The organism is Spiroplasma chrysopicola DF-1, from assembly GCF_000400935.1.
Classification (GTDB): domain Bacteria; phylum Bacillota_I; class Bacilli_A; order Mycoplasmatales; family Mycoplasmataceae; genus Spiroplasma; species Spiroplasma chrysopicola.
This window is the reverse complement of record NC_021280.1, coordinates 920,408-944,859: the sequence shown is the minus strand read 5'-3', so window position 1 is coordinate 944,859 and position 24,452 is coordinate 920,408. Positions and strand designations below refer to the sequence as shown.

Annotated in this window: 19 protein-coding genes; 13 read left to right on the top strand and 6 right to left on the bottom strand. The window is 26.7% G+C overall.

Features of this window, described 5'->3' with window-relative positions:
* Nucleotides 1–14 precede the first annotated feature (14 nt).
* Together SCHRY_RS05615 and SCHRY_RS05610 are read right to left on the bottom strand one after the other, a co-directional pair.
* Nucleotides 15–539, bottom strand: coding sequence for an IS3 family transposase (locus SCHRY_RS05615; protein ID WP_236607990.1), 525 nt, complete (start codon nt 537–539; stop codon nt 15–17).
* Nucleotides 497–1,189 carry an IS3 family transposase gene (locus SCHRY_RS05610; RefSeq protein ID WP_236607989.1) on the bottom strand — a complete coding sequence of 231 codons (693 nt, stop codon included), beginning with the start codon at nt 1,187–1,189 and terminating at the stop codon, nt 497–499. Before SCHRY_RS05610 ends, SCHRY_RS05615 begins: the two co-directional genes overlap by 43 nt.
* A gap of 611 nt (nt 1,190–1,800) precedes the next feature.
* Here SCHRY_RS05610 and SCHRY_RS04385 point away from each other — a divergent pair.
* The 11 genes from SCHRY_RS04385 to SCHRY_RS04335 all read left to right on the top strand — a co-directional run bounded on the left by SCHRY_RS04385 (nt 1,801) and on the right by SCHRY_RS04335 (nt 15,375).
* On the top strand, nt 1,801–2,361 hold the full coding sequence (locus SCHRY_RS04385; RefSeq protein ID WP_016339252.1) for a lipoprotein: 561 nt from the start codon (nt 1,801–1,803) through the stop codon (nt 2,359–2,361).
* Between the two features lie 429 nt (nt 2,362–2,790).
* Nucleotides 2,791–3,870, top strand: coding sequence for a lipoprotein (locus tag SCHRY_RS04380; protein ID WP_016339251.1), 1,080 nt, complete (start codon nt 2,791–2,793; stop codon nt 3,868–3,870).
* Between the two features lie 56 nt (nt 3,871–3,926).
* On the top strand, nt 3,927–4,217 hold the full coding sequence (locus tag SCHRY_RS04375) for a hypothetical protein (protein WP_016339250.1): 291 nt from the start codon (nt 3,927–3,929) through the stop codon (nt 4,215–4,217).
* Nucleotides 4,218–4,532: 315 nt separating this feature from the next.
* Nucleotides 4,533–5,609 (top strand): lipoprotein, encoded by a 1,077-nt coding sequence (locus tag SCHRY_RS04370; RefSeq protein WP_016339249.1) that lies wholly within the window; start codon nt 4,533–4,535, stop codon nt 5,607–5,609.
* Between the two features lie 56 nt (nt 5,610–5,665).
* Entirely contained in the window at nt 5,666–8,464 is a 2,799-nt protein-coding gene (locus SCHRY_RS04365) for a hypothetical protein (protein ID WP_016339248.1), read from the top strand.
* A complete protein-coding gene (locus SCHRY_RS04360) occupies nt 8,465–10,624 on the top strand; it encodes a hypothetical protein (protein WP_016339247.1) in 2,160 nt (719 codons plus the stop codon).
* A gap of 136 nt (nt 10,625–10,760) precedes the next feature.
* Entirely contained in the window at nt 10,761–11,756 is a 996-nt protein-coding gene (dhaK, locus tag SCHRY_RS04355; protein WP_041611904.1) for a dihydroxyacetone kinase subunit DhaK, read from the top strand.
* Entirely contained in the window at nt 11,756–12,355 is a 600-nt protein-coding gene (gene dhaL / locus SCHRY_RS04350) for a dihydroxyacetone kinase subunit DhaL (RefSeq protein ID WP_016339245.1), read from the top strand. Before dhaK ends, dhaL begins: the two co-directional genes overlap by 1 nt.
* On the top strand, nt 12,356–12,751 hold the full coding sequence (gene dhaM / locus SCHRY_RS04345) for a dihydroxyacetone kinase phosphoryl donor subunit DhaM (protein WP_016339244.1): 396 nt from the start codon (nt 12,356–12,358) through the stop codon (nt 12,749–12,751). It begins immediately after the preceding gene.
* Nucleotides 12,752–12,766: 15 nt separating this feature from the next.
* Nucleotides 12,767–13,882, top strand: a complete 1,116-nt coding sequence (locus SCHRY_RS04340; protein ID WP_016339243.1) for a glycerol dehydrogenase — start codon at nt 12,767–12,769, stop codon at nt 13,880–13,882.
* Between the two features lie 101 nt (nt 13,883–13,983).
* Nucleotides 13,984–15,375 (top strand): hypothetical protein, encoded by a 1,392-nt coding sequence (locus tag SCHRY_RS04335; protein WP_016339242.1) that lies wholly within the window; start codon nt 13,984–13,986, stop codon nt 15,373–15,375.
* 513 nt (nt 15,376–15,888) lie between these two features.
* Here the strand turns inward: SCHRY_RS04335 and SCHRY_RS04330 are convergent.
* Nucleotides 15,889–16,425, bottom strand: a complete 537-nt coding sequence (locus tag SCHRY_RS04330) for a hypothetical protein (protein WP_016339241.1) — start codon at nt 16,423–16,425, stop codon at nt 15,889–15,891.
* 234 nt (nt 16,426–16,659) lie between these two features.
* Here SCHRY_RS04330 and SCHRY_RS04325 point away from each other — a divergent pair, with 234 nt between their 5' ends.
* Entirely contained in the window at nt 16,660–18,996 is a 2,337-nt protein-coding gene (locus SCHRY_RS04325; protein ID WP_016339240.1) for an RNA polymerase beta'' subunit family protein, read from the top strand.
* 15 nt (nt 18,997–19,011) lie between these two features.
* Here SCHRY_RS04325 and SCHRY_RS04320 read toward each other — a convergent pair whose 3' ends face one another.
* Complete coding sequence (locus tag SCHRY_RS04320) at nt 19,012–20,358, bottom strand: M17 family metallopeptidase (protein WP_016339239.1); 1,347 nt, start codon at nt 20,356–20,358, stop codon at nt 19,012–19,014.
* Nucleotides 20,359–20,519: 161 nt separating this feature from the next.
* Here SCHRY_RS04320 and pepF point away from each other — a divergent pair, with 161 nt between their 5' ends.
* A complete protein-coding gene (gene pepF / locus SCHRY_RS04315; RefSeq protein ID WP_016339238.1) occupies nt 20,520–22,322 on the top strand; it encodes an oligoendopeptidase F in 1,803 nt (600 codons plus the stop codon).
* Between the two features lie 25 nt (nt 22,323–22,347).
* Here pepF and SCHRY_RS04310 read toward each other — a convergent pair whose 3' ends face one another.
* Together SCHRY_RS04310 and SCHRY_RS04305 are read right to left on the bottom strand one after the other, a co-directional pair.
* Nucleotides 22,348–22,887: a cob(I)yrinic acid a,c-diamide adenosyltransferase gene (locus SCHRY_RS04310; RefSeq protein WP_016339237.1), complete on the bottom strand. Its 540-nt coding sequence runs from the start codon at nt 22,885–22,887 to the stop codon at nt 22,348–22,350.
* Between the two features lie 12 nt (nt 22,888–22,899).
* Nucleotides 22,900–24,273, bottom strand: a complete 1,374-nt coding sequence (locus tag SCHRY_RS04305; protein WP_236607987.1) for a YitT family protein — start codon at nt 24,271–24,273, stop codon at nt 22,900–22,902.
* Nucleotides 24,274–24,452: the final 179 nt, after the last annotated feature.

Here is a 24,452-nt window from a genome sequence, read left to right as displayed (position 1 = left end):
AGAAAAATAGACAATTAAAAAGTTACTTGAAGGGATGATTTTCTGTATTGAACAGGACTCATTCCTTTTAATTTGGCTTGTGGTCTAAAATTATTGTAAAAATAGATATATTTAGGTAGATTTTCAATAATTCATTTGGCTGTTCGTTTTTTTCTTTTTATATGATATAAAAATTCAGTTTTCATAGTACCAAATCATGATTCTGTATGGGCATTATCATAAGAGTTTCCACGTCTGGACATTGAAATCGTAATTCCAAGATAATTGCATAATTTTTCATAATCAGAATTTGTATAATGAAAACCTTGATCTGATTGTAGAACTCAAGTTGATGGCTTTCCAGCTTTTACTCAAGAATTAATTATGTTTTTAAAGACAAATTCTTTTTCTAAATTATTACTGATTTGGTAGTCCAAAATTTCATTAGTATGAAAGTCTTTTACTATTGATAAAAAATAGGTTTTGTCGCTTGTTAATAAATATGTTATGTCTGTTCCTATTTTTTGATTAATATCTGTGGTTGAAAAATCTTGATTCATGATATTTTCATGTCTTTTGTTACCAGAAGATAATTTATAATTAATTTTTTTATTCTAATAATTGATTTTAAATTCATATTTTTCATATATCTATAGACAATATGAGGTTTTAAATTTCAATTATATAGTTTATTAATAATTAGTGTTAACATATTATATCCATAAATTTTCTTAAAAGTTAGAAATAACGTTTTAACTTTTTTTGCAATTGTATTATTCCATTTATTAAAAAGTTTCATTCCAGCATTAAATCATTTATAATAACCAGCTCTAGAAACATTTAAAATTTTGCATAAATATTTAATCTTGTATTTTTTCTTTAAGGACCAAATCGTTTGAAATTTCTTCTTTTTCGATTTGGGCAAGGACTTTTTTACATCTTGAATCATTTCAATATACTCAATTAATTCTTTTTTTGTCATTAATTCAAAATTAAGATTTTTTGGACGCCCTGGTCGGCGAATTCCTTTAGATTGTAGACCATTTCCTGGTTCTAACGCTTTTTCTCCACTAATTTTAACTGCCTTTTTTCAACGAGATAAAGTTGGTGTTGAAATTTCAAATTTTTTAATTGTTTTTGCTCAACCATTTTCTTTGTAATATTTTAAAATATTAAGTTTTTCGTTTTTTGTAAATCATTTTGTTCCCATAATAAAAGAATACCTTTCAATAAAATTATGACACATAAGTAACTTTTTATGTGTCTATTTTATTTTAGGTATTCATAATGGTAAACTTTTTTTATATAGTTATTAAGATTTACTTATGATTTTTAATAAAATTATCTAACTTTGTTTCAATTGCAGTTAGTTTTTCCATGATTTTTACATGTTGGTCATGGTTATGGTCTTTACAATGTTCCATCGCGATATTCCTCCAATTGTAATGAAAAATTAAAAGGTAATATTTTCTTAAAAGCCCACCCAACCCACACCAAGTTGTTATTAATTAGTAAAATATATTAAAATAAACTTTTTGTTGCTATTTATTTTTATCTTAGCACAATTTATAGTTAATGCAATAATTTTATTTTTGAGATGGGTATTATTAGGTTAGTTAAAAAATTTTTATAAGTGTAATAAAATGTCTTGTCATTTTTTTCCATTTTGTTATATTTAAGTTATGGAATAGTCCATAAAAAAAAGTTATTAAACATAATTTCAAAATTTTACCAAGATCATAGTGCCAAAGAATAAGTTTAGTTTAAAATTTAATTATTTTGGTTTTTTGTTTGTAACATTAGAAAGAGAGTTTAAAAAATATGAAAAAAATTTTAGCAATTTTAGGAGCTGTTAGTTTAACTGCTTCAGTATCAACAACTCTAGTAGCATGTAACAACAATAAAAATGACGCAGCTGTTCAAACAGCAGTTGATAAATTAAATAGTGCAGCATTAGATTTAATGTATGTTAATGAATCTGAAGGTGTTCAGTTTATAAACACAAAAACTAATGCGAAATATAATATGAGACAAGCTGCAAGTTATGTTATGGATGTAGCAAACACCATTTCTAGTAATGCTATTGAAGGTATTAGTATTTTTGGTAGTAAAAATAGTCAAACTAATGAACCATTCTTTTCTTTAGATAAAAATGATATTGTTTCTAAAAATGATTTTAAAAATAATGATGCATTTGCAGCAATCAGAGACCAAGTTGGGAAAAAATTTTATGATGAAAATAGTAATTTAAGTTATCTAGTTAAAACTGTTCAATATACTAATTCAAGTTTTACAATAAAAGATAAGGCAGAACAAGATGTTGAATTTTATTGAGCAGGTTATTATATGTATGCAGAAGTAGTCACTTCTAGTAAAGCATAAAATATTTTAGAAAAGAAAATAGTTTTTAAAACTATTTTTTTCATTTAAATTAGAATAATTATTCAACACATACAATATCTAAGTAATAATTTAAAGATGTTTACTTAATATTAATGCTTGGCAAATTTTTTCAAAATATTTTTTATTTTAAATAAAAATATATAGAATTAAATACATTATTATTTAAAATATGTTAAGATAAAAATGATATATTTTATGTCATCATGAAATTTATGCTAGAAGTTATTATTAAATTTTAAAATAATATATAAATTTAGTAATAAAAAACCCCAAGAGTATCAAAGTATCAAGATGTATTAAAATGAAAATTAATTTTAGATCTTAATATTAATTAAAATATTAAGAAAATAGTGTTTTGTAAGAATAATAAAAGAAAGTTTAAATATAAAGAAAGGAAATATTAAATTAATGAAAAAGTTATTATCATTGTTAGGGGTTATTTCGTTAGTTGGAACAAGTGTTACACCAGTTATTGGTTGTGGAGCAAAGCCAGTTAGTCAAGAAACGATTCATGACAAAATTAAAAAGTCTTTACAACATCAAATAGTATTTGATGATGATTGAATTATTGATTATAGTCAATCAGACAAAAATATTAAAAGTTTTATTTCTTCAGCATCTAATTTTGAATGATCATTTTTAAATAAATTAATTACTGATTTGGTGATGAAACAATTAGTAACAGATATTCCAAATTTATTAGAACTATATCCAAATTTTAGTTTATCAGCTCAAATTGCAAATAGAATTAATATTATTGATGATTTAAGAAATTCTATTTTTAAGAATGAAAATTATAATTTTAGTTATGATGTTGGATATAATTTAGATGATTTAAAAGATATATCGGTAAAGCAAATTCAAGAAGCGAATCCCTCAAATCCACCAATTATAAATGGGTTTTTAACTAATTATGATGGATCAACTTTTGGGCAATATAAGATTTTTGGGAGTGAATCACAAAATCAAATCTCATTAAGAATTAATTCATTTATTGCTGATAATCAAAAAAGATTAAATTATCTTACTAAAATGTTAAATGGTACTAGTGCAATAGTAGCAAATCAGGCTTCATATCATAAACTACTGTTAATGCCTTCTGGAACAATGAGAATAGGATTTTCATCAAATGATTTTCCAAATCATGATTTAATTAAAACTATATATAATGATAATAGTCTTTTTGAAAACTATAAAAAATTAATATTAAGTAATATTAAAAAAGATGCTTTAAATAGTAATCAAATTAATTTTCTATTAAAATATATGCCAACTATTTTTGATGATATTGATTTAGATATTTCTTTAAATTCAGCTTTTTTACAATCAGACATTGAGCAATCTGACAATTTAAAACATATATATGGTTCAAAATATTACGAAGATGGGCTATTAATACTTAATGTTAAAACAACTTTAAAATATAAAGATATTTCTGCGACAACAACAATTGATGAGCAATTAGCTTTTGGGATTGTTTATGAATAGTATTTAATTTGATTTTTATCTTAATCATAAAAAACTAGAAAATAGAGGTTTAAAAAATGAAAAGTAAGAATTTAAATGCTCGAGAGATTATTGAGCGTATTTTTAAGTCTGGTCAAAAACCGCTTTGAAAATCAAAAAGATTTATTAGTTTTATATCAGCAATAGTTTTAATTGGGGGATCAGGGATTACAACAGGTGCTATTTTGGCAACTAGAAATCATGGTCAAGAAATTTATTATAAATTCGATGATAGATATTTTAGTTCGCAAGAAAGTGTTGCTAATTATGTGCGTAGTGCTGCTAATACTCGTTCACTTGGTTATAATACAAATAATTATTTGTATTAATTTTTAGTAAATTTTTTCAAAATATTTTTTATTTTAAATAAAAATATATAGAATTAAATACATTATTATTTAAAATATGTTAAGATAAAAATGACATATTTTATGTCATCATGAAATTTATTCTAAGAGTTATTATTAAATTTTCAAATAATATATAAATTTAGTAATAAAAATTACCAAGAGTATCAAAGTATCAAGATGTATTAAAATAAAAATTAATTTTAGATCTTAATATTGATTAAAATATTAAGAAAATAGTGTTTTGTAAGAATAATAAAAGAAAGTTTAAATATAAAGAAAGGAAATATTAAATTAATGAAAAAGTTATTATCATTGTTAGGGGTTATTTCGTTAGTTGGAACAAGTGTTACACCAGTTATTGGTTGTGGAGCAAAGCCAGTTAGTCAAGAAACTATTCATGAGAAAATTAAAAAGTCTTTACAACATCAAATAGTATTTGATGATGATTGAATTATTGATTATGATCAATCAGAAGAAAATATTGAAAATTTTCTTGCTAGAAATATAACTTACGATTGGTCTTTTTTTAACAAATTAATTACTGATTTAGTGATGAAACAATTGATTAAAGATATTCCAAATTTATTAGAGCTATATCCAGATTTTAGTTTATCAGCTCAAATTGCAGATATAAATTTAGCTGATGATTTGGGTGAAGCCATTTTAAATCATAAAAATTATCAGTTTAATTATGATGTTGCTTATAATTTAAATGATTTAAAAGATATATCAATAAAACAAATTCAAGAAGCTAACCCAGTTAATCCTCCAGTCACAAATGGTGTAGTATCTTTTTATAAGGGCAATACTTTTGGCCAATATAAAATTTTTGGTAGTCAAACACAAAATCAGATCTCATTAAAAATTAATTCTTTTATTACTGACAACCAAAAAAGATTAGATTATCTTACTAAAATGTTAAATGATACTAGTGCAATAGTTGCAAATAGTAACCAATATCGTAAGTTTTTATTGATGCCAAGTTTTTCAATGACATTTGGGTTTTCAATAGAGGATTTTCCAAGTAAAGACTTAATTAACAAAATACATGATAATAGTATCTTTTTTGAAAACTATAAAAAACAAATATTAAATAATCTAAAAAAAGATATTTTTAGTCGTAATCAAATTAATTTTCTATTAAAATATATGCCAACTATTTTTGATGATATTGATTTAGATATTTCTTTAAATTCAGCTTTTTTACAATCAGACATTGAGCAATCTGACAATTTAAAACATATATATGGTTCAAAATATTACGAAGATGGGCTATTAATACTTAATGTTAAAACAACTTTAAAATATAAAGATATTTCTGCGACAACAACAATTGATGAGCAATTAGCTTTTGGGATTGTTTATGAATAGTATTTAATTTGACTTTTATCTTAATCATACAAAACTAGAAATTAGAGGTTTAAAAAATGAAAAGTAAGAATTTAAGTGCTCGCGAAGTTATTGAGCGTATTTTTAAGTCTGGTCAAAAACCGCTTTGAAAATCAAAAAGATTTATTAGTTTTATATCAGCAATAGTTTTAATTGGGGGATCAGGAATTACAACGGGAGCTATTTTAGCAGCAAGAACCCAAGAAGAAGGAATTTATTATAAATTTGATGATAAATATTTTAGTTCGCAAGAAAGTGTTGCTAATTATGCGCGTACTGCTGCAACTACTCGTTCACTTGGTTATAATACAAATAATTATTTGTTTGATGGTCAAACTTTTGGAACAAAAGAAACCTTAAACAAATATTTAATGCAAAAATTCCCAGTTAATACTGTTAAAACAATTAGAAACCCGGGTAATTATACTATTAATAGTAGTGGTGAATTATCACGGGATGTAATTTCTGCCTCATATGAACAACCTGTAACAGTATATCGTGGTAATGATGGAAGCGCTTATTTGAATAAAACTGATGCCTTAAGTACTTTTCAAAATTATCAAAAAGTTTATAACATTGAAGGAGAACTTCGCTACAATGAATATGAAGCAAGAGAATTATATGAAAATTCAATTAAGAAAAAATTAGAAAATACTGATAACAGTAAAACAGAGTGTTATATTCAAGGGGCAATTTGTCAAACAGAGCAAGAAATAAAATCTTGATTACGGAATGGGATTAAAAATGGTTTTGAATATCAAGGGCAGTATTTTTCAGACTATAATTATTCAGAATATAAAACAGTAATGGCAAATATTGATGACTATACAGTTAATAAATATGTTAAAGAAGTAGTTAATCCGGATAAAAATTCGTATTGGATTTCCCATGATTTAGCTGCAAATAATACTGGCTATTTTGTTGGCCCAAAATATGTTGAAACTAGTCAAAAATTAACATCTGCGAAATTTGAAGAGGTAAGTTCTTATACGCCATCAGCTCTGTTATTTATGACTTTAACTTCCACATTTAATAATATAGCTACTAATTTATATGAAAAAGATGTTGAAAATTATAATAATTGAAATAAAGAAAATTTATTAGACTTTCTTATTTGATTGGCAGATCAAAAAATGTTAAACAATAAATTAATAAAAAAATTTATCGAATTAAGAAAAACCTTAAATATATCTGATCAATTACTTCAGGATTCAACAATTGGTTTAGGAGATATTACTGATCCAACTTTTACTGATTTTCATAAATTACTAGTCGCCATGAAAAGAATGATTACCTACCAAAAAGTTTATGCATCATCAGTAGAAAACGGTGCTAAACAATTAGAACAATTATTTAAAGAAATTATTGTTGAAATTTTAAATAATAATCGTGAAACAATGACTTTTTTATTTGAAAATGATGATTTGGATAAAAACCGAGGAGCTGATTTTTTATTAAATAAAGAAATTGAATTCAATGATATATATAATATGTTTCTAAATGAAAGTGACTTTTTTGAAAGTAGTAGTGATAAGTTAGCAGTTTTAAATGGTTTACAGAAACTTGAGAGTGCAATTGATAATATTGTTGGGATGATCAATGGTGTGGGTGCTTTAAAAGATAGTATGAAAAAAAATTATACAGATAATAATACTAGTGATAGTAAAGTTCAAGAAGAACGTCAAAAAACAAATCAAAAAGTTCAACAAGGTTTAAATGAAAAAGCAAATGAAATTAATGACAAAATGCATATTAAAGATAAAAAAAATAAAAAGATTGAACCTCGTTTCGTGGGAGCTTTTCTAAAAGGTTTTGCAGCGGCCTGAGAAATTTCAAAATCACTTAGTTTTATTTCGATTAAAACACTAGAATTTAAAATTGATAACGAACATTCATTATATTATATGGTCCCAACCTTCCGAATTCCAGTATTAGGAATTGATTTAAAAACACCACAGCCTCAAACTAAAATTACGGAATTATCAGCATCAGCTTTAAAATACATGTTACCAAGTGATCTAGAAGCAAAAGATCAAAAACTATATGAATTTAATGATCATTATTATTTATCAAAAGAAAATGCTAAAAGTGATTTAATTGAAGCAATTTATTTACACCCAGAGCGCTATCTACCAAACAAAAAATTAATGATGAGTATTATGGCTCAAGATATTCCCTATACTTTGCCTTCACAAATTAGTGATGCTAATATTTGTGGAAGCACTTCTAATGATGATGATTGTATTACCCAAGCTGATTATGATACAAAATTAAGTGAAGAAAAAAATAAATTTGTTAAAGAAATGTTTGATGAATATTTTGTTCCAAATAAAAAAGAATTTTACTTAGATGGTTTTGGACATTATTTTGAAACCCAGCAAGAAGCATTAGCAAGTTTAAAAGAAAATGTTGCTCAGGCTAATTTTAATGTTTCATATCAATATACAACAAAAACTGGAAAAAGTATTCTAGCTGATTCACTAAATGAAATACAAGATTTTGTAACTAATAATGAAATTATTGATAGTAAAGCAGTTATTAACTCTGATTTAATTACCACATCAAATTATGATAGTTTATCAAACTATATTGGTTTAAACTTTGATGTTTATGAATTAACTTATTTTGGTGATAAAAAATATTTTATGTCCGCAATGCAAGCATGAAATTACGTTTTAAATCACGTTAATTATCAAACTTTAAACTTTGATGCAAATGCCAAAACCTTTGCTTTTGGTAAACATGAATTCTTTTCAGAAAATGATTTTATGCGCTGAGTTGAATTAAATACAGTCCAAGTAAGTGCAAAAGAGGCAAATGGAAAGGTTGTGAATTAAATGTTACGATTAATAGCTTTAGCTTCTTCTTTAATAACAGTAACCCCATCAATGACAACAATGACATATTATGCTCTAAACGAGAATAATAGTCAACGAATCATTGATCCTGAAATTTTACGAGAAGATATTTTTAAAAATAGTATTTATGGAGGACAAGTTAAGTACAGTGAATTTGATGGGCAAACTTTTTATTCAGATGAAGCCCTAAATGAATATTTGCTACAAAACAATAAAGTAACTTCTGTGTTAACTTCTTCTAATCCTAATAAAATTATTAAAAATTATGAACATATGACATTAGATGAAACAAAAATCTATGATGTTGATTTAAATAATTTTAAACAACTATATCGGGATGCTTTTGGGAATGTCGCATATAGTCGCCAAGAGGCCCTTGATACTTATGTTAACAAAGGCCATGTTAAAGCCCAATATAGTTATGATGGTTTTTACTGATTTGATACCCCCGAAGAGGCAAAAATTAATGAAAAGTATAATATGAAGATTAATAAGTCGTTATATTATATTTGTCAAAATCAATATTATAATGTTTTTAATGATAAAGACATTAATGCCTTAATATCTTTAATGGATGAAGGGTATTATGCTAATATTAATGAATCCTTAACTCATAGCCCCTTACAAAAGCCGATTATTGAAAAAGGGGATAGTAAATTAATTTATGATTTATTAAAAAAAGATTTCCAAAAGGATTGGAATGGGGATTATTATAACCAAATTACCGAGTCAGAAACTCATTATAAATTGTCAATTGCTCCCTCAGCAAGTAACCGAATTACGGTTCAATATTTTGATAAAAATGGTAACTCAATGGGTGGAGCAACTGATTATTGGGCTGGAAGTGCATTTACTTTTGAACCACGTAATGTTAAGTATAATAGTGGACAAGAAGTAATCAATGGGTTTAAAAATGCCAAATGAGGTGAAGGAACCGAAGGAACTCCTGGATTTGGTTGAAGATATAAAACAACAACTTTAGAAGGTTACAAAAATGGTCAAGAAGTAAAAATAAAAATAAACCTTGTTCCAACAAACTGAAGCGGTGGTGGGGGTAAAACTCCAGCTCCAAATTTAAACGATTATAGTTATGCCGACCAATCAACGGGAAAAATTAAATTATATTCAAGTCCAGATAAGCATGATGATCAATTCTTAGATGTAACCCCAGAAAAACAAGGGGTCTATTCGCCGGCTAATATTACAACAGAGGAAAAAAATAAATTTTATAATGAATGATATGATAAATATTTCAATAGTGTTATTACAAACTTTGGGGTTAATGATAATCGCCAAGTAACTTATGATGACATTAAAGATGGTAATTATATTAAAAATGTTGTCTTTGATGGAGAAGGATCAAAAGGTTTTATTTATAAAGATAAAGCCTATGATATTAATTATAGTAAAGGCTATAGTCAATCCTTAATTGAAAGTTATTTACACTGAGTTGAAATTAAAGCTAAATTATTAGAGAATCCTCTAACAGTTGAAGGAAAAACTGTTTATCCATTACGTAATGACTTTTTAGCCACAAAAGAACAATTAGATAAATTTCTATATTTAGAAGGTAACTTTCAAAGTAAACTAATGTACTCATATTCACCAGATCCCGATATTTCTGATCGTCAAGGAAAAATGTTAGCACCAACATTAGAAGAAGCAAAAGAAAAACAAATTATTAACAATAATAAAACCCTTCGTAAACAATTTATTGCTTATGATGCTTTTGGTAATCAAGAAATTGCTAGTAGTAGTGCGGAAGATGCAATTCGTCAGTTAACTAATAAAATTCAATTAACTTCAAAATTTGTTCATAAAAAAGAAATTGGTTCATGAGATCCAAATGTTAAAAGATCATGAGATTTAACAATTTCTGATGGTCGTTATAATGTTTATCGTATTGAAGATCCAAATCAAGGTGGAAAATTTATTTATTATCCATCACAAGACTTAGCCTTAGCTGCTGTAAAAGCCAATGCGAAATTAAGTTCAAGTGTTAATACGCTGGAAAAAGCAATATATTTATATAATTATAGTGCAACAAATGGGCAAGTCATTCCATTCGTCTTTTATGATAATGATGTTAATAGTGTTATTACAAAAATTTATCAATATGAACATTGAACAACCAATTAGTTTTTGATAATTTTTGGAAAATATTTTTGAAAAAAGTTTTATTATTTGGATAATAAAACTTTTTTCCTTTCAAAACAGAATATTTAGAGTTAAAATAATGGTGACATACAGTCTATGTCTAGAAAGGATGATAATATTGAAAAAGTTTATTAATAATATCAACGATATTGTTCCAGAAATGCTAGAAGGGATCACATTATCTAACCCTACAACCCTAAAACGAATTGATGGATTTAATATTATTATTCGTAAGAATAAAAAAAATAATAAAGTTGCTCTGATTAGTGGTGGAGGCTCTGGTCATGAACCTGCACATGCTGGTTATGTTGGGGAAGGGATGTTAGATGCTGCTGTTTGTGGTGAAATTTTTACATCCCCAACCCCTGACCAAGTTATTTCGGCGATTCATGCTGTTGGAACAGAACAAGGAACATTACTAATAATTAAAAACTATACTGGTGATGTAATGAACTTTGAAATGGCAATGGAAATGGCCCAAGCTGAAGGCTTTACTTGTGACCATGTTATTGTAAATGATGATCTTGCTCTTGAAAATAGTACTTTTACAACAGGAAAACGAGGAATTGCAGGAACTATTTTTGTCCATAAAATTGCTGGAGCAAAAGCCGAAACGGGGGCTTCTTTAGCTGAAGTTAAACGCGTGGCTGAAAAAGTTATTGCTAATTTAGGAAGTTACGGAATTAGTGCCGATGCATGTACAGTTCCTGCCAATGGTAAAAAAAGTTTCATGTTAGCAGATAATGAAGTTGAAATTGGCTTAGGAATTCACGGTGAACCAGGGGTTGCCAAAACAACAATTAAACCAGTTGATGAATTTGTTACAGAGCTATATCAGAAAATTAAAGATCACTTAAAACTAAAAGCAAATGATCATGTTGGCGTAATGATTAATGGGTTAGGAGGAACTCCTTTGATGGAATTATCAATTGTTGCTCGTAAAACCCTAAAATTATTAGCTGCTGATCAAGTTACTTGTGAAAAAACTTTTGTAGGAAATTATATGACTGCAATTGAAATGCCTGGCTTTTCAATTTCAATTTTAAAACTAGATCAAGAATTGACAGAATTGTTAAAAGCAAAAGCAGTTACAGTAGGAATGGTTGTTGTTTAATGGAACAAGCAAAAATTTGACAAGTGATTGCCGAAAAACTAATGGCTAACAAGGAATTATTGAATGATTTAGATCAAGCAATTGGTGATGGTGATCATGGGACAAACTTGACCCGTGGTTTTAGTGAAGTTATTAAAGATCCAACAAAATTAAATGGCACTTGGCAAACATCATTTAATTTTGTGGCAATGACCTTAATGTCAAAAGTTGGTGGTAGTTCAGGACCATTATTTGGCATCTTCTTTTTAAACATGAGCAAAACAATTAAAACTGGTACAACTCAACAAGAATGATTAGACGCTTATTTAGCTGGAATTAAAGCAGTTAAAACCCTTGGGAAAAGTGATGTTGGTGAAGGCACAATGTTAGATGCTTTAGCACCAGCAATTAAAGTCTTGGAAACAAACTTAAATTTAAGTAATAAAGATGTTTATCCGAAAATGGCTTTAGCCGCGCAAGAGGGTGCTGAAGGGACAATTGCAACGCTAAAAACCAAGGGGCGAGCATCTTATTTAAAAGAGCGTTCTGTTAATCACATGGACCCAGGGGCTAAATCAGTTAGTCTAATTTTTGAAGCGGTTAGTGAGGCTTTACAATAAATGGTTGCTGTTTTAGTTGTTAGTCATTCTTATCCCCTGGCCAAAGCAGTTGTTGATTTTGTCAGTGAAATGAAAATAAATAATTTTCCATTCCAATTTATTGGCGGAATCGATGAAGGTCAAGCATATGGGACTGATCCGATTTTAATTCAAAACAAATTAACAGAATTATTGGTTGATAATGATGTTTTAGTGTTATGTGATTTGGGTAGTTCAATTATGAATACTGAAATGGCAATTAATTTTTTATCACCAGTTTTACAAAAACGCGTCGCAATTGCTGATAGTCCTTTTTTTGAGGGGACTCTTGTCGCTATTACTAGCAATCATCTTGATATTGATCTAGCAACGTTAAAACATGAAGTAGAAACTATGAGCCGAATGGCAAAAATGTAAGGAGAAAGTGAAAAAATGATAAAAATTTTAGGAACACCAAGTCGTTATATCCAAGGATATGATGCAATCCATCAGTTAAATACTTATGCTGGCCAATTAGCTGATTCGTTTTTAATTGTGGCTGATAAAATTATTATTAAAGACTTACAACCAATTTTAGCAAAAACATTACAAGATCATAATTATCATCTTGAAGAATTTAGAGGGGAATCATCATATAGTGAAATAAATCGTTTACGAGCAATTTACCAAGCTAAAAAATTACAAATGGTTATCGCTGTTGGTGGTGGTAAAACAATTGATACTGTTAAAGCTATTGGCTATTTTGAAAAATGTCCAGTGGGGATTTGTCCATCAGCTGCAAGTTGTGATGCTCCAACAAGTGCTTTATCAGTAATTTATAAAGATAATGGGGAATTTGAAGAATATTTATTCTATAAAAAAAATCCTGATTTTGTTTTAGTTGATACCCATATTATTTCAAAAGCGCCAGTTCGTCTGTTAGTCGCTGGAATGGGAGATGCTTTAGGAACTTATTTTGAAGCACGAGCTGTCGCAAAGGCGAATAAGGATAATTTTTTTAAAGCAAAAAGTACTAAATCAGGGTTAGTGTTGGCCCATACGTGTTATCAAACCTTATTAGAAAATGGTTTACGAGCAAAAATAGCTGTTGAAAATAAAAGCTGTACTGCTGATGTTGAAGCAATTGTTGAGGCAAATACCCTATTAAGTGGGTTAGGCTTTGAATCTTGTGGGTTAGCTTGTGCTCATGCCTTTTACAATGCTTCAACAATTGTTCCAGCGTTAGAAAAATTCTATCATGGCGAAAAAGTTTCATTTGGAACCGTGATTGAACTAATTTTGGAGGGAGCGCCAACTTGCGAACTACATGAAGTATTAGAATTTTGCATTAGTGTTGGATTACCAATTTGTTTAGCTGATTATGGAATTAATGAATTTGATGAAACCCTTTGAATGAAAGTCGCCGAAAAAGCATGTCAACCTGGTGATACAATGCATAATGAGCCATTTATGGTAAATCCAATGATGGTTTTTAATGCTATTAAACATGCAAATTATTATGCTAGTGAATACAAAAAGTTTCATCAGAATCAAATTTTTAAAAAGTAAAAAGGAAAAAGTAACTGGGGTTACTTTTTTTATAAAATAATTTCTTAAAAAAGATTTTTTCGTTATAATATATTTATAGAAAAATAGAATAAGGTGATGAAATGCGCAATATTGTGCGAAATATTGTAACATTAGTATTTATCATAATTAGTTATTTTGCTTTTTCAACATGAATTAATTGAATGATGCGCCAACAAGGAAATACCGTGATTGTTCAAATTATGTCACCATTCCAAGTGGTAATTTTAGGATTAATTTTTGCAATGATTATTCCGACTTTTAAATCAATTTTTTTAGCATCATATAGTTTGATGCGCAAATATCAAAAAAATAAAAATCAATTTTTATTATATAAGTATGATAAATTAATGCTAATTTTGCGATTGATGGAACGTAATGTTAATACAAATAATGTTAATGGTTTAAAACGTAATTTTTTAAGTTATGATGTTAATGACATTATTCGTCCGCAATTTGTTGAATCTTTAGTTGCTGATTTAAAAACAGCGGTGGTTCGGGATTATGCCTTACCAAGATATGGCAAAGTTGTTAAAGAAGTTATTAAATGTTGTGAGGACTTTTACCAAAAAGAGCGGGCTGTCTCAACAGGGAGCGTTAAACGTGAATTGTTTTTTGATATTCGTCAGGGTTATCAATTGACATCACAAGGATCAAATTACAACATTCATTATTTTGAAACGCTATATAGTAAAACAAATAATAAACAACAATTGGGATGAAAAATTTATTCATTATATATGATTAAATTTAATTATTATTTTTTATTTTATGGGCTTGGTTTAGCGGCCGTGGTTGGAATTATTTCATTTCCAATAATTGGTCAATATAGTAATTTTAATTTAGCGACATGAGGGGTATCGCTTTTAGTAATGGTGTCTAGTGTTGGCACAATTGTTAGTCATGGTTTTAGATCCCTAACCTTAAGTAAAAAATTTGAAGTTCGCAAATATTTAATTTTACCAGCTGTTACTTATTATTTCTTGATTTTATTAATATTTTTAAATATTGCTGGATCAATTATGCTCTTGCCAAGTATTACAGCTATTCCTCCTGAAAGTACCAATATTTTTGAATCCGGAGCCTTACCATTTCTATTTGCCTTAGCAAATTTAGTTTTAACAACAGCTCTATTAATTTATATTTTAGCAACATTAATGGACTATTTAAAAGGACCGGGATTAGTAAAAGAATATTTGATTGAAGGAATTATTTTGCCACTAGTGATGTTTTTGACTTTTACAATTACTCGTACTAGTTTGATTATTTATTATGATGATCCACAAGGATTAAATCCTTTTGTAAATATGATTCAAACCTTTTTAACCGCTGCCTTATTTATTTATTGAGTTGTTAATTGAATCTTTAGTAGCATGATGTCAGCAGTTGTTAATAATAATAAATATTTAAAATTACATGGTGTCAGCCAGGCACCAAAAAAACACCAAAAAATTAATAGCAAAAAAATCAAATAAAGCTAATGATTTACGCATTGGCTTTTTTCTTTGTTTAAGTTGCTAAATTATTTTTTATGTCATAATAAAAATATAAACTACAATTAGTAAATTAATGAACTATTTTAAATAGAAAATAATAAAATTTATATCACAAAATTATTCATGTTAGCAAAAAACTGTTTTTAATATTTATATTAAAAATTATTTTTTATTTTATTGCGATTTTTTAATTATTTAATACTAACTATTAACTACTTATTAAAGATGGTAGGGATATCGGTGAGTTTATCAAATAAAAGTGCTAATATAGTAGCTTAATTATCAAGTACTAATATTTTTGATTTAAATTTTGATCAATTTACATTAATAACAACTTTGGTTGAAGGAAATACTATTTATCAAGATCTTTTGTCTTATAAAGGATAATTAAGAGCAGGTTTGACATATTATAAAAATAATTTTTATTTATTGCGAATTAAAAAACTAGAATTTAAGATAAATTCTAGTTTTTATTTTTCTATTATCAAATTTTTATTGATAATCAAAATATGAATTAATTACCAAACCTTCATTAAACAAAATATCCGCATCAATTGGTAATGATTCAAAATAATTGGTATAACTTATTTTATCAACAGTATAAGAGAGTTTAAAAATAATTTGATATGTTTGATATGATATTTCTTTTGTTGTATAAAATTCTTCCATCGTGAATTCTCGTTGTTCTTTTATTAAATTAGTAAATAAGATATCAAAAGCTGGTCAAGTTGCATATAATGTTGTTTTGGAAAATGAAAATAATTCTGTATCAACAAAATAAATTTCTTTGCCCTCTTCCTCTTGAGGAAGAGAATTTTTTGTAGCCAAAATTAAACTAGATAAAAAATTAATTATTTTATATTCCCCAACTAATGCTTTTTCGGGAGCTTTTTTATGAGTCATTGTTACAGATTTTAATTCTTCTTCCTGATTTTTACTATTAAATCCAATATTATTATTTATGATAATTGGAGTTGTAGTTGCAAGTCCTAATCCTGTTACCCCAATTAGGGATAATAAATTTTTCATTCTAACAAGTCCTTTCCTCAAACCCGCCCAGACCCTACCATTTTAATAAATAATGATAGTTAATATTATTTTAGTGATTTAATTATTTTATTTGCTATGTTTCTATTTTAGTCTTAATTTAATTCGAAAACAAGATTTGTAAGATTGGTTATTAATAAATTAATTGTAAAGAGGAAAATTCTAAACTATAAAGTAAATAATTTATGTAGTATAGATTCTAAGGGAGGAAAACTATTGCGAAGATTATTTACTCTACTTTTATTTGTTTGTTGTACTTTTACTTATTTAGTGTATTATCCGTTTAATCTTATAAAGAATAATTTTTTTAATTTAGTATTATCCAGTACGATCGAAAATGTTGAACCACTTAATATAGTTAAATTTAATCCTAATTTATCTTCTTTTAATATATCAGGTAATTTAAGTCAATTTAGAAAAGAAAATAATACTAATGTCACAATTTATGGTCCTGAAATTTTATTATACAATTTTGAAACAGAAAAAATATCTTTAAGTCTTTGAAAAAGCTTAATTGAAAATTTATCTTTTAATGTAAATAGTAATATTAATTTTTCAACCGGAGAAGAGGGAAATATTTCATCGGAAAATATAATTCTTAAAACAGAAAGAATTAGTGAAAAAATAATTCGCATGCAAGTTCAATCTTTAAAAAAAGACAATAACAATGGGACATTACAAGCTTTAACTTCATTATATATTAAGTGTGATAATAAAAAACTGATATTAAATCTGGGCGTAATTTTGGAAAATAAAAGTTTAAAATATTTGAATGTAAATGTAAATGTAAGTTTAAAAATAATTGGAGTTTTTTATAAGGAAAAATTAAATTATGAAAAAACTAAATTAAAACTCAACGAGTTGTTAAAAATAAAAGAAATAGTTTTTGATAGTTATACGAATGATATAAAAGTACGAGAAAAAAATTTATTAATAAATTGGAATCAGTATTTATTAAAAATGTTTAGAGAAAATGAATATTTAACTAATTTTTTTAGCGTTCCAAATATAGATTTGCAATTTAATTTAATTTCTAGTTCTTTTTATTTAAAAATCCCTTTTTCTAATATTATTTTAAATTATGATTTTGTTTTTAAAATTAAATATCAATCAACAGGGGAAGAAAATATAAAACAGCGATTACTACTTTTACCTGGAAGAATCTTTAATGAGAATTTTAATAATCACGCTAATTATCCTGATTATAAGAAGAACCTTTTTTATAATAGTGCAGTTAATGTAAAACTATTATCAAAATTTAATAACGAAAAATTTTATTTAGATAATAAAGAAATTATTGGCAAAGATAATATTGATTTATATTTATGACCAAAATTAAACGATACCCAATATGAAATTAAAATTGTCCAAGAACTTAATAATAAACAAAATATTATTTACAATAAAAAAATAATAATTTTAGGATATTCCAAATCAACAAACTTTTATTCAGCGGATGGTAGTATTGCAAAAGAAGAAATTACTTTTAATAATATGGATTACCCAATTATATTTTCGACAATAGAAACTAACGATAATTTAAAATTAGAAATAAATTGGTCAAAAATTGATTCTGTTCATTTATATAAACTTAACGATAATTTAAATCCGATTAAAAATTATAAAGTTAATGATAAAAATTTTACTATTAAAAATGATGGTATTTATAGTTATAAAGTCTATGAATCTTCTGGGCGAATTTTAAGTTACTATTTTTTTATTAGGACTAAAAACATTTATTTTCAAAACTATTTTATTTCAGATCATTTCAATATATTAAAAAAATTTTTGACAAAAGTTAAAAATCCTATTGTTTTAAATTTAAAAACTATGACTTATGAACAATTATTATCAGAGATTAATAATTATTATTTTTGAAATAATAATTCTAAATCTTTAATAAATTTGAGTAAAATTAATTTAGACAAAATATCATCACTAACAAATAGCATCAATAATAAGGAATCAATGAATAATATTAAATTAGCAGTAGTTTATATTTTAAATAATTATAATTTAATTTATAAAAGAGATTATTTTATTTATATTGATGAAATAGAATTGTCTGATTTTAATAATACTAAAAATAACTTGCCAAATGTAATTAAGAAAATAAAAATCAGGGCAAACCCATATTCATCCAAAACTGTAGGGGAGTATCTTATTAATTTTACTGATAATATTTTTGATTTATCACAAATTGATTTTTCTAACCTGAAGAGGTCAAGCAGTTTAAAAACAGAATATATTAAAATAATTAATAATGCTTTAATAAAAAAAGGAGTTTTTGCCACTAAAGATATTGACTATAGGATATTTCTTGATGATAGTAAAATACTAATTAAAGCTATTAATGGTTCTAAAAAATTAATTAATGAACAATTAATATATTTTACTCCTGTAAAAAGATTAAAACATAATTTTAATTCTGTGACAATTAAAAATATTGTAATTATAGTAACAATTGTTTTTATTATTATATATTTAACTGTTTTTGTTCTTTTCTTTCGTACAATTAAAAAAATTTTAAAAAATAAAAAAAACATGAGTTAACTTCTCATGTTCTTTTTATTTAAACATTTCAAATATTGTTTTAAGCATAACACCTGTTCCACGGTTATTTTGGTCAGCTGTTCCAGCAATATCTAAGTGAATATATGGTTTATCTTCAACAAATTCACATAAGAATGCGGCGGCTGTTGAACTACCGGCAAATCTTGAAGGTTCGGCATTTGTTAAATCAGCAATTGGTGTTTTTCGCATTGCTTCAAAATGTTCTTCTTTAATTGGCATTCTTCAAATTTCTTCATGTGAATGTTCAGTTGCTTTTGCAAACTCTTGATATCATTCGTCATTATTAGCAAAAACTCCTGTCATCGTTTTTCCTAAAGCAACTAAGATTGCCCCTGTTAATGTTGAAGCTTCAATTAATTTTGTTACATTTAATTTACGGATCGCATATGTAATTCCGTCAGCTAATACTAATCTTCCTTCAGCATCAGTATTATCAATTTGAACTGTTTTACCGTTCATTGAGGTAATAATTGATTCTGTTAAAGTTGCTTTACCCCCAATTCGGTTTTCAGTTAAACAACCGACAGCAGAAATATTAACATTTGCTTTTTGTTTTGCTAAGGCAATTATTGTTGAACAAACAATTGCTGCTCCCGACATGTCAAATTTCATTCCAACCATTGCATTTGAAGGTTTTAAGTTATATCCACCACTATCAAAAGTAATTCCTTTTCCAATTAAACCAACTCTTTCACTATTTGAAGGATTACCGTTGTATTCTAAAACTATTACACGTGGTTCTAAATTACTACCAGCATTAACGGCTAATAATAATCCCATTTTTTCTTGTTCAATTTCTTTTTTATCTAAAATTTTAACAGTTAAATTTGGAATTCCTGCTGCCATTTCTTTTATTTTATTAGCAAACATTTCTGGATACATTAAGTTTGGTGGTGTATCTTGCAGAGTACGAGCAAAATTAACTAATTCCATTTTAATTTTAATTTCTTCAAATTTTTCTTGGGCACGGCTACAACTGTGAATCAAATTAATTGTTGGTTTAACATTATTTTTTTTAGCTGTTTTTAATGAGAATTCTTCATAATCGGCATAAAAAACACTTTCCATAATTGCACGACCAACACAACTATTTTCTTGTGCGCCTTTTTTAAAACTATCAATATTAATATTTACATTATACTTGTTAGCTTTAACAAAATTGCAAATAAATTTTGTTGCTGTTTTAAAATCTAATGCTTTATCAAAGTAAGCATAAATTGTTTTGTCTTCACTAATTAAAGTTGTGCTATTGCTTTCTTTAATAATTAGGGGGTTAAGTTCATCTTCTTTAAACACTGCTTTTAGTGTTAGTTCTTGATTTTTATCATTTAGTAAAATCATTGGATTAATTCCTTCTTTCTAATTAATTATCTAATATAATTTATAGTAAGAATTATAACACTTACCGGTTTTAAAATCTCATAAAATTAAGAATTTATCAAATATTAATTTTCGGTTTAATCAGTTATAATAGAACTTGTAAGAAAGAAAGGGGCAAAGCCATGAAAAGAAGCGAAGTCGCAAATGAGTATAAATGAGATTTTTCACACTTGTATCAAGATGTCCAAGCGTGAAAAGCAGATTTAGCAATAATAGTTAAGAAATTAGAAGAAATTATTACCTTCAAAGGTAAGCTAAATGATCAAAAGATTTTTAAAAAATATCTTTTACTAGATGAACAAATTGATTTAATTGCTAGTAAGTTAGGACAATATTTGCATATGGGCGATATTGATACAACTAATCTAGAATACCAAGAGTTAAGCGGAATTTATTCTAATACAATTAATCAAATTTCAAGTAAATTAGCCTTTGTTGCACCAGAAATTAAAACAATTGGGGAAGCAACTGTGATGAATTGGGTAAAAAATGACCCTGATATTAGTCAATATGAATATGGTTATCGGAAATTTTTCCGTAGTAGCAAATATATTTTGTCAGCGCGTGATGAAGAAATTTTATCAATTGTCGCTCGTAGCCGTGGAGCTGCTGATGATTTGTACGATTTATTAGCTTACGCTGATCGTAAACCTGTTTACATTACTCATAAAGGTCAAGAAGCAGAATTAACAAATGCCTTGTATAGTGAAATTATGGAAAAAAGTGATCCTTTAAAAGATCAAGGGTTAAGAATTAAAGTTTCAGAATTATTTACAAAAAACTTGGTCGAAAAAAAACATTCGCTTGCGCGTGTTTATGAAGCAATAATTCATGAAGCAGTGGAAGATGTCCAATTACGCGGTTATAAAAATACTTTACAAGCAGCGTTAAGCGGTGATGATGTTGACGAAGAAATTTATGTTAGTTTAATTAAATATGGTAAAAAACATAGTAATTTATTTGCTCGTTATGAACTATTGTTAAAAAACTATTTTAAATTTGAAAAATTTTATGCAACAGATCGTAGTTTAAAATTGGTTAAAAATGTTGCTAGTTTAGACAAAAAATATAGCGTGGAAGAAGCAAAAGATTTAATTCGGACAGCTTTAAAACCATTAGGAGCTGAATATTTAACGCAATTAGAAAAAGCTTGAAGTAATAATCGCATTGATTATTATGAAGATACTAATAAACGTGATGGGGCTTATTCTTCTGGTGGGGCTGGTGTTGAACCAATTATTTTAATGAACTGAGATGGAACAATTAGTTCAGTTAACACTTTAGCCCATGAGGTAGGGCACTCTGTTCATACATTATTAGCTGATAGTAATAATCGTTATCCACTAGGGAATTATCCAATTATTTTAGCGGAAGTTGCTTCAACAGTAAATGAACATTTACTATTTGATTACCTATATTCAATTGCAACAACTAATGATGAAAAAATTTATTTATTACAAAATCGTATTGAAGAAATAATGGGAACCTTTTTCCGCCAAATTCATTTTGCTGATTTTGAATGAACAGCCCATCAAAAAGTTGAAAATAATGAGTCATTAGATGCTGATAAATTAGCCGATCTTTTTGCGCAAAAATCAGAAGAATTTGGTTATCATGTTTTTGATAAGCTAGATGAAAAAGGAAAGCCTTATGGTTGAACAAGAATTTTACATTTTTTTAATTCGCCATATTATGTTTATAAATATGCTACTTGTATCGTTGCTTCATTTAAACTTTATAAAGATGTTTTGAATCAACATTCTGAACAGTTAATTAATTTCTTAAAACAAGGTGGAAATAAAGAACCACTTTTAATTTTAAAAGATATTGGGATAGATTATACTGATCAAACGGTTTATGATCCATTAATTCAAAAATTAACATCTTTAATTGATGAATTAGAATTGCTATTAAAAAATAAATAAAAAGTCCGAGAAATTTCTCGGACTTTTAAAATTCAATTCCTTTACGAGCAGGAACTTTATCGTAAAAATAGTGTTTTTCAGCAGAAACAAAACTAATTAAGTCAACAGCACTAGCTAAAGTTGGGGTCATATGATGACCTGAAAAAGCCATTTCAATTTTTGGATTTTTATTCTTTATTACAGCAATTAATTCTTCTTCAGTGATTAATTCATTAACAATACATCCTAATAATTCATCAACAATAATTAAATCAATATTTTCTTGCTGAGATAGTTCTTTTAATTCTTCAAAGCCTAATCGCATTTCGGTTTTTAATATCGCCTTTTCTTCATCATTCATTTCTCAAAAAAACTTTGTATTAGAAGAATAATAATTTTTAATTTCTAAATTTGGATGCTTAATTTCTTCAAAGAAAAGCATTTCCCCTGATTGACGATTTTTTAAAAATCGTAAATATTTAACATTTCAGTGATAGCCAAGGGCTCGAATTGTCATACCGTTTAAAATAGAAGTTTTTCCTTTTCCATTGCCATAATAAATATGGGTATAGCCTTTTAATTTCATTTATACTTCTCCTTATTTTTTATCCCGGGGCATTTCCCCAATTTTATATGCTGATTGGGAACGAATAATGGCTCCAGGGTCAGCTAGTAGAACAGTTTCTTTTATTTCCCGAAAAAAAACTAGCGGAATTGTAATCATAATTAGAATACTATCATCTCTAATATTATCATCAAATGTTCAATCTACTTTTCAAGCGCATTGATTATGAATTCCTTTTGTTTTTAATCGGTCTGAAACAAGAATTGGTTTTTCGGAAATAATAAATAATGTTGTATTACGATAGCGAGGGAAAATTTTGTTGGCAACCAAACCAGTAATAAAAATAACCATAAATGAAGCAAAGAGTGGGGCTGAGAAGTAGTAAAGACCAAAACTAGGGTTAGGTGTATTTGATTTAATCCCATAGCTAATTGCTCAAGACCCTAATAGTATTATGCTATTAACCAAAATTGAAATATTACCAATTGGTTTTTCTTTTTTTCGAGCAATATAGTTATTAATAAAGTCGGTTCCTCCTGGGCAAGAACCAACTTTATATAACATTCCATAAGCAATACCAGTTAAAATAGCTCCAATTAATCCAAAAAAGAAAATTCATAGGTCAAGGATTGTTTGATCTTTTATTGTATTTAGATTTTGTAAAAAGTAAAAGTCATTTGAATTAAGATAAGGAATACCATGATATGAGCCAATCCCATTAATAATAATATGAAATAGGATTTGACCAATCATATACATTAGACTTTTAAGAGTAAAACTAACACCAAGAACCTTTCAACTAAAAATAATTAAAGGAATATTTAAGACAATAAAAAAGATGTAATATAGTAGATTAGAATTATTGATATTATCAATACTTAATGGTGGAAAAATAAATTGGGCAAAAATACGTCCTAGGGCTCCAATTCCGGGAGGCAAAATTCGACTTGGTGAAAAGAAATAATCAAAAGCAATTGTTGCAATTAAAGCTGCTAAAAATATATAACCATAATTTTTTCAGTTTGTGACTTGAAAATATTTTTTTAATGAAAAGGGAATTTTCTCTTTTTTGCTTTTATAATTGGGTTTTAAAACGGCAATCGGATTTTTAATATTTAAGTAATTTTCAGCAATAATTAATTCTTGTTCGTATTCAACAATCTTTTCAACTAATTTATTAATTGTGCTTTTTTCTGTAATTTTTAATTGTTCAAGAGCAACTTTCAGTTTAAATTCTTTTTTTTGATCAGGATTTGCTTCTAATTTTGCCAATCGTTTTTTGATATTTTTTCGTGTTAATTCAGTTTGATTAATACAATGTTTTAAGGTTTTTTGTGCTTGGCGAATATTTTCTTTAATATTTTCATATTCTTGTTGGGTAATTTTTCGTTTCTTTTCCACCGTCATGACTCCTAAGTTACTTTAACTATACAATAATTAGTATATGCTTAAAATGCTTAAAATGTAAAAATATTTTAATATTTTTAACTATTTATTTTTTTTTATGTTATAGTAATAAGAAATAATTGTAATTATTTTTTTTCAAAACAAGCACAATATAGAAAATTAAATAGAAGAGGGAAAAA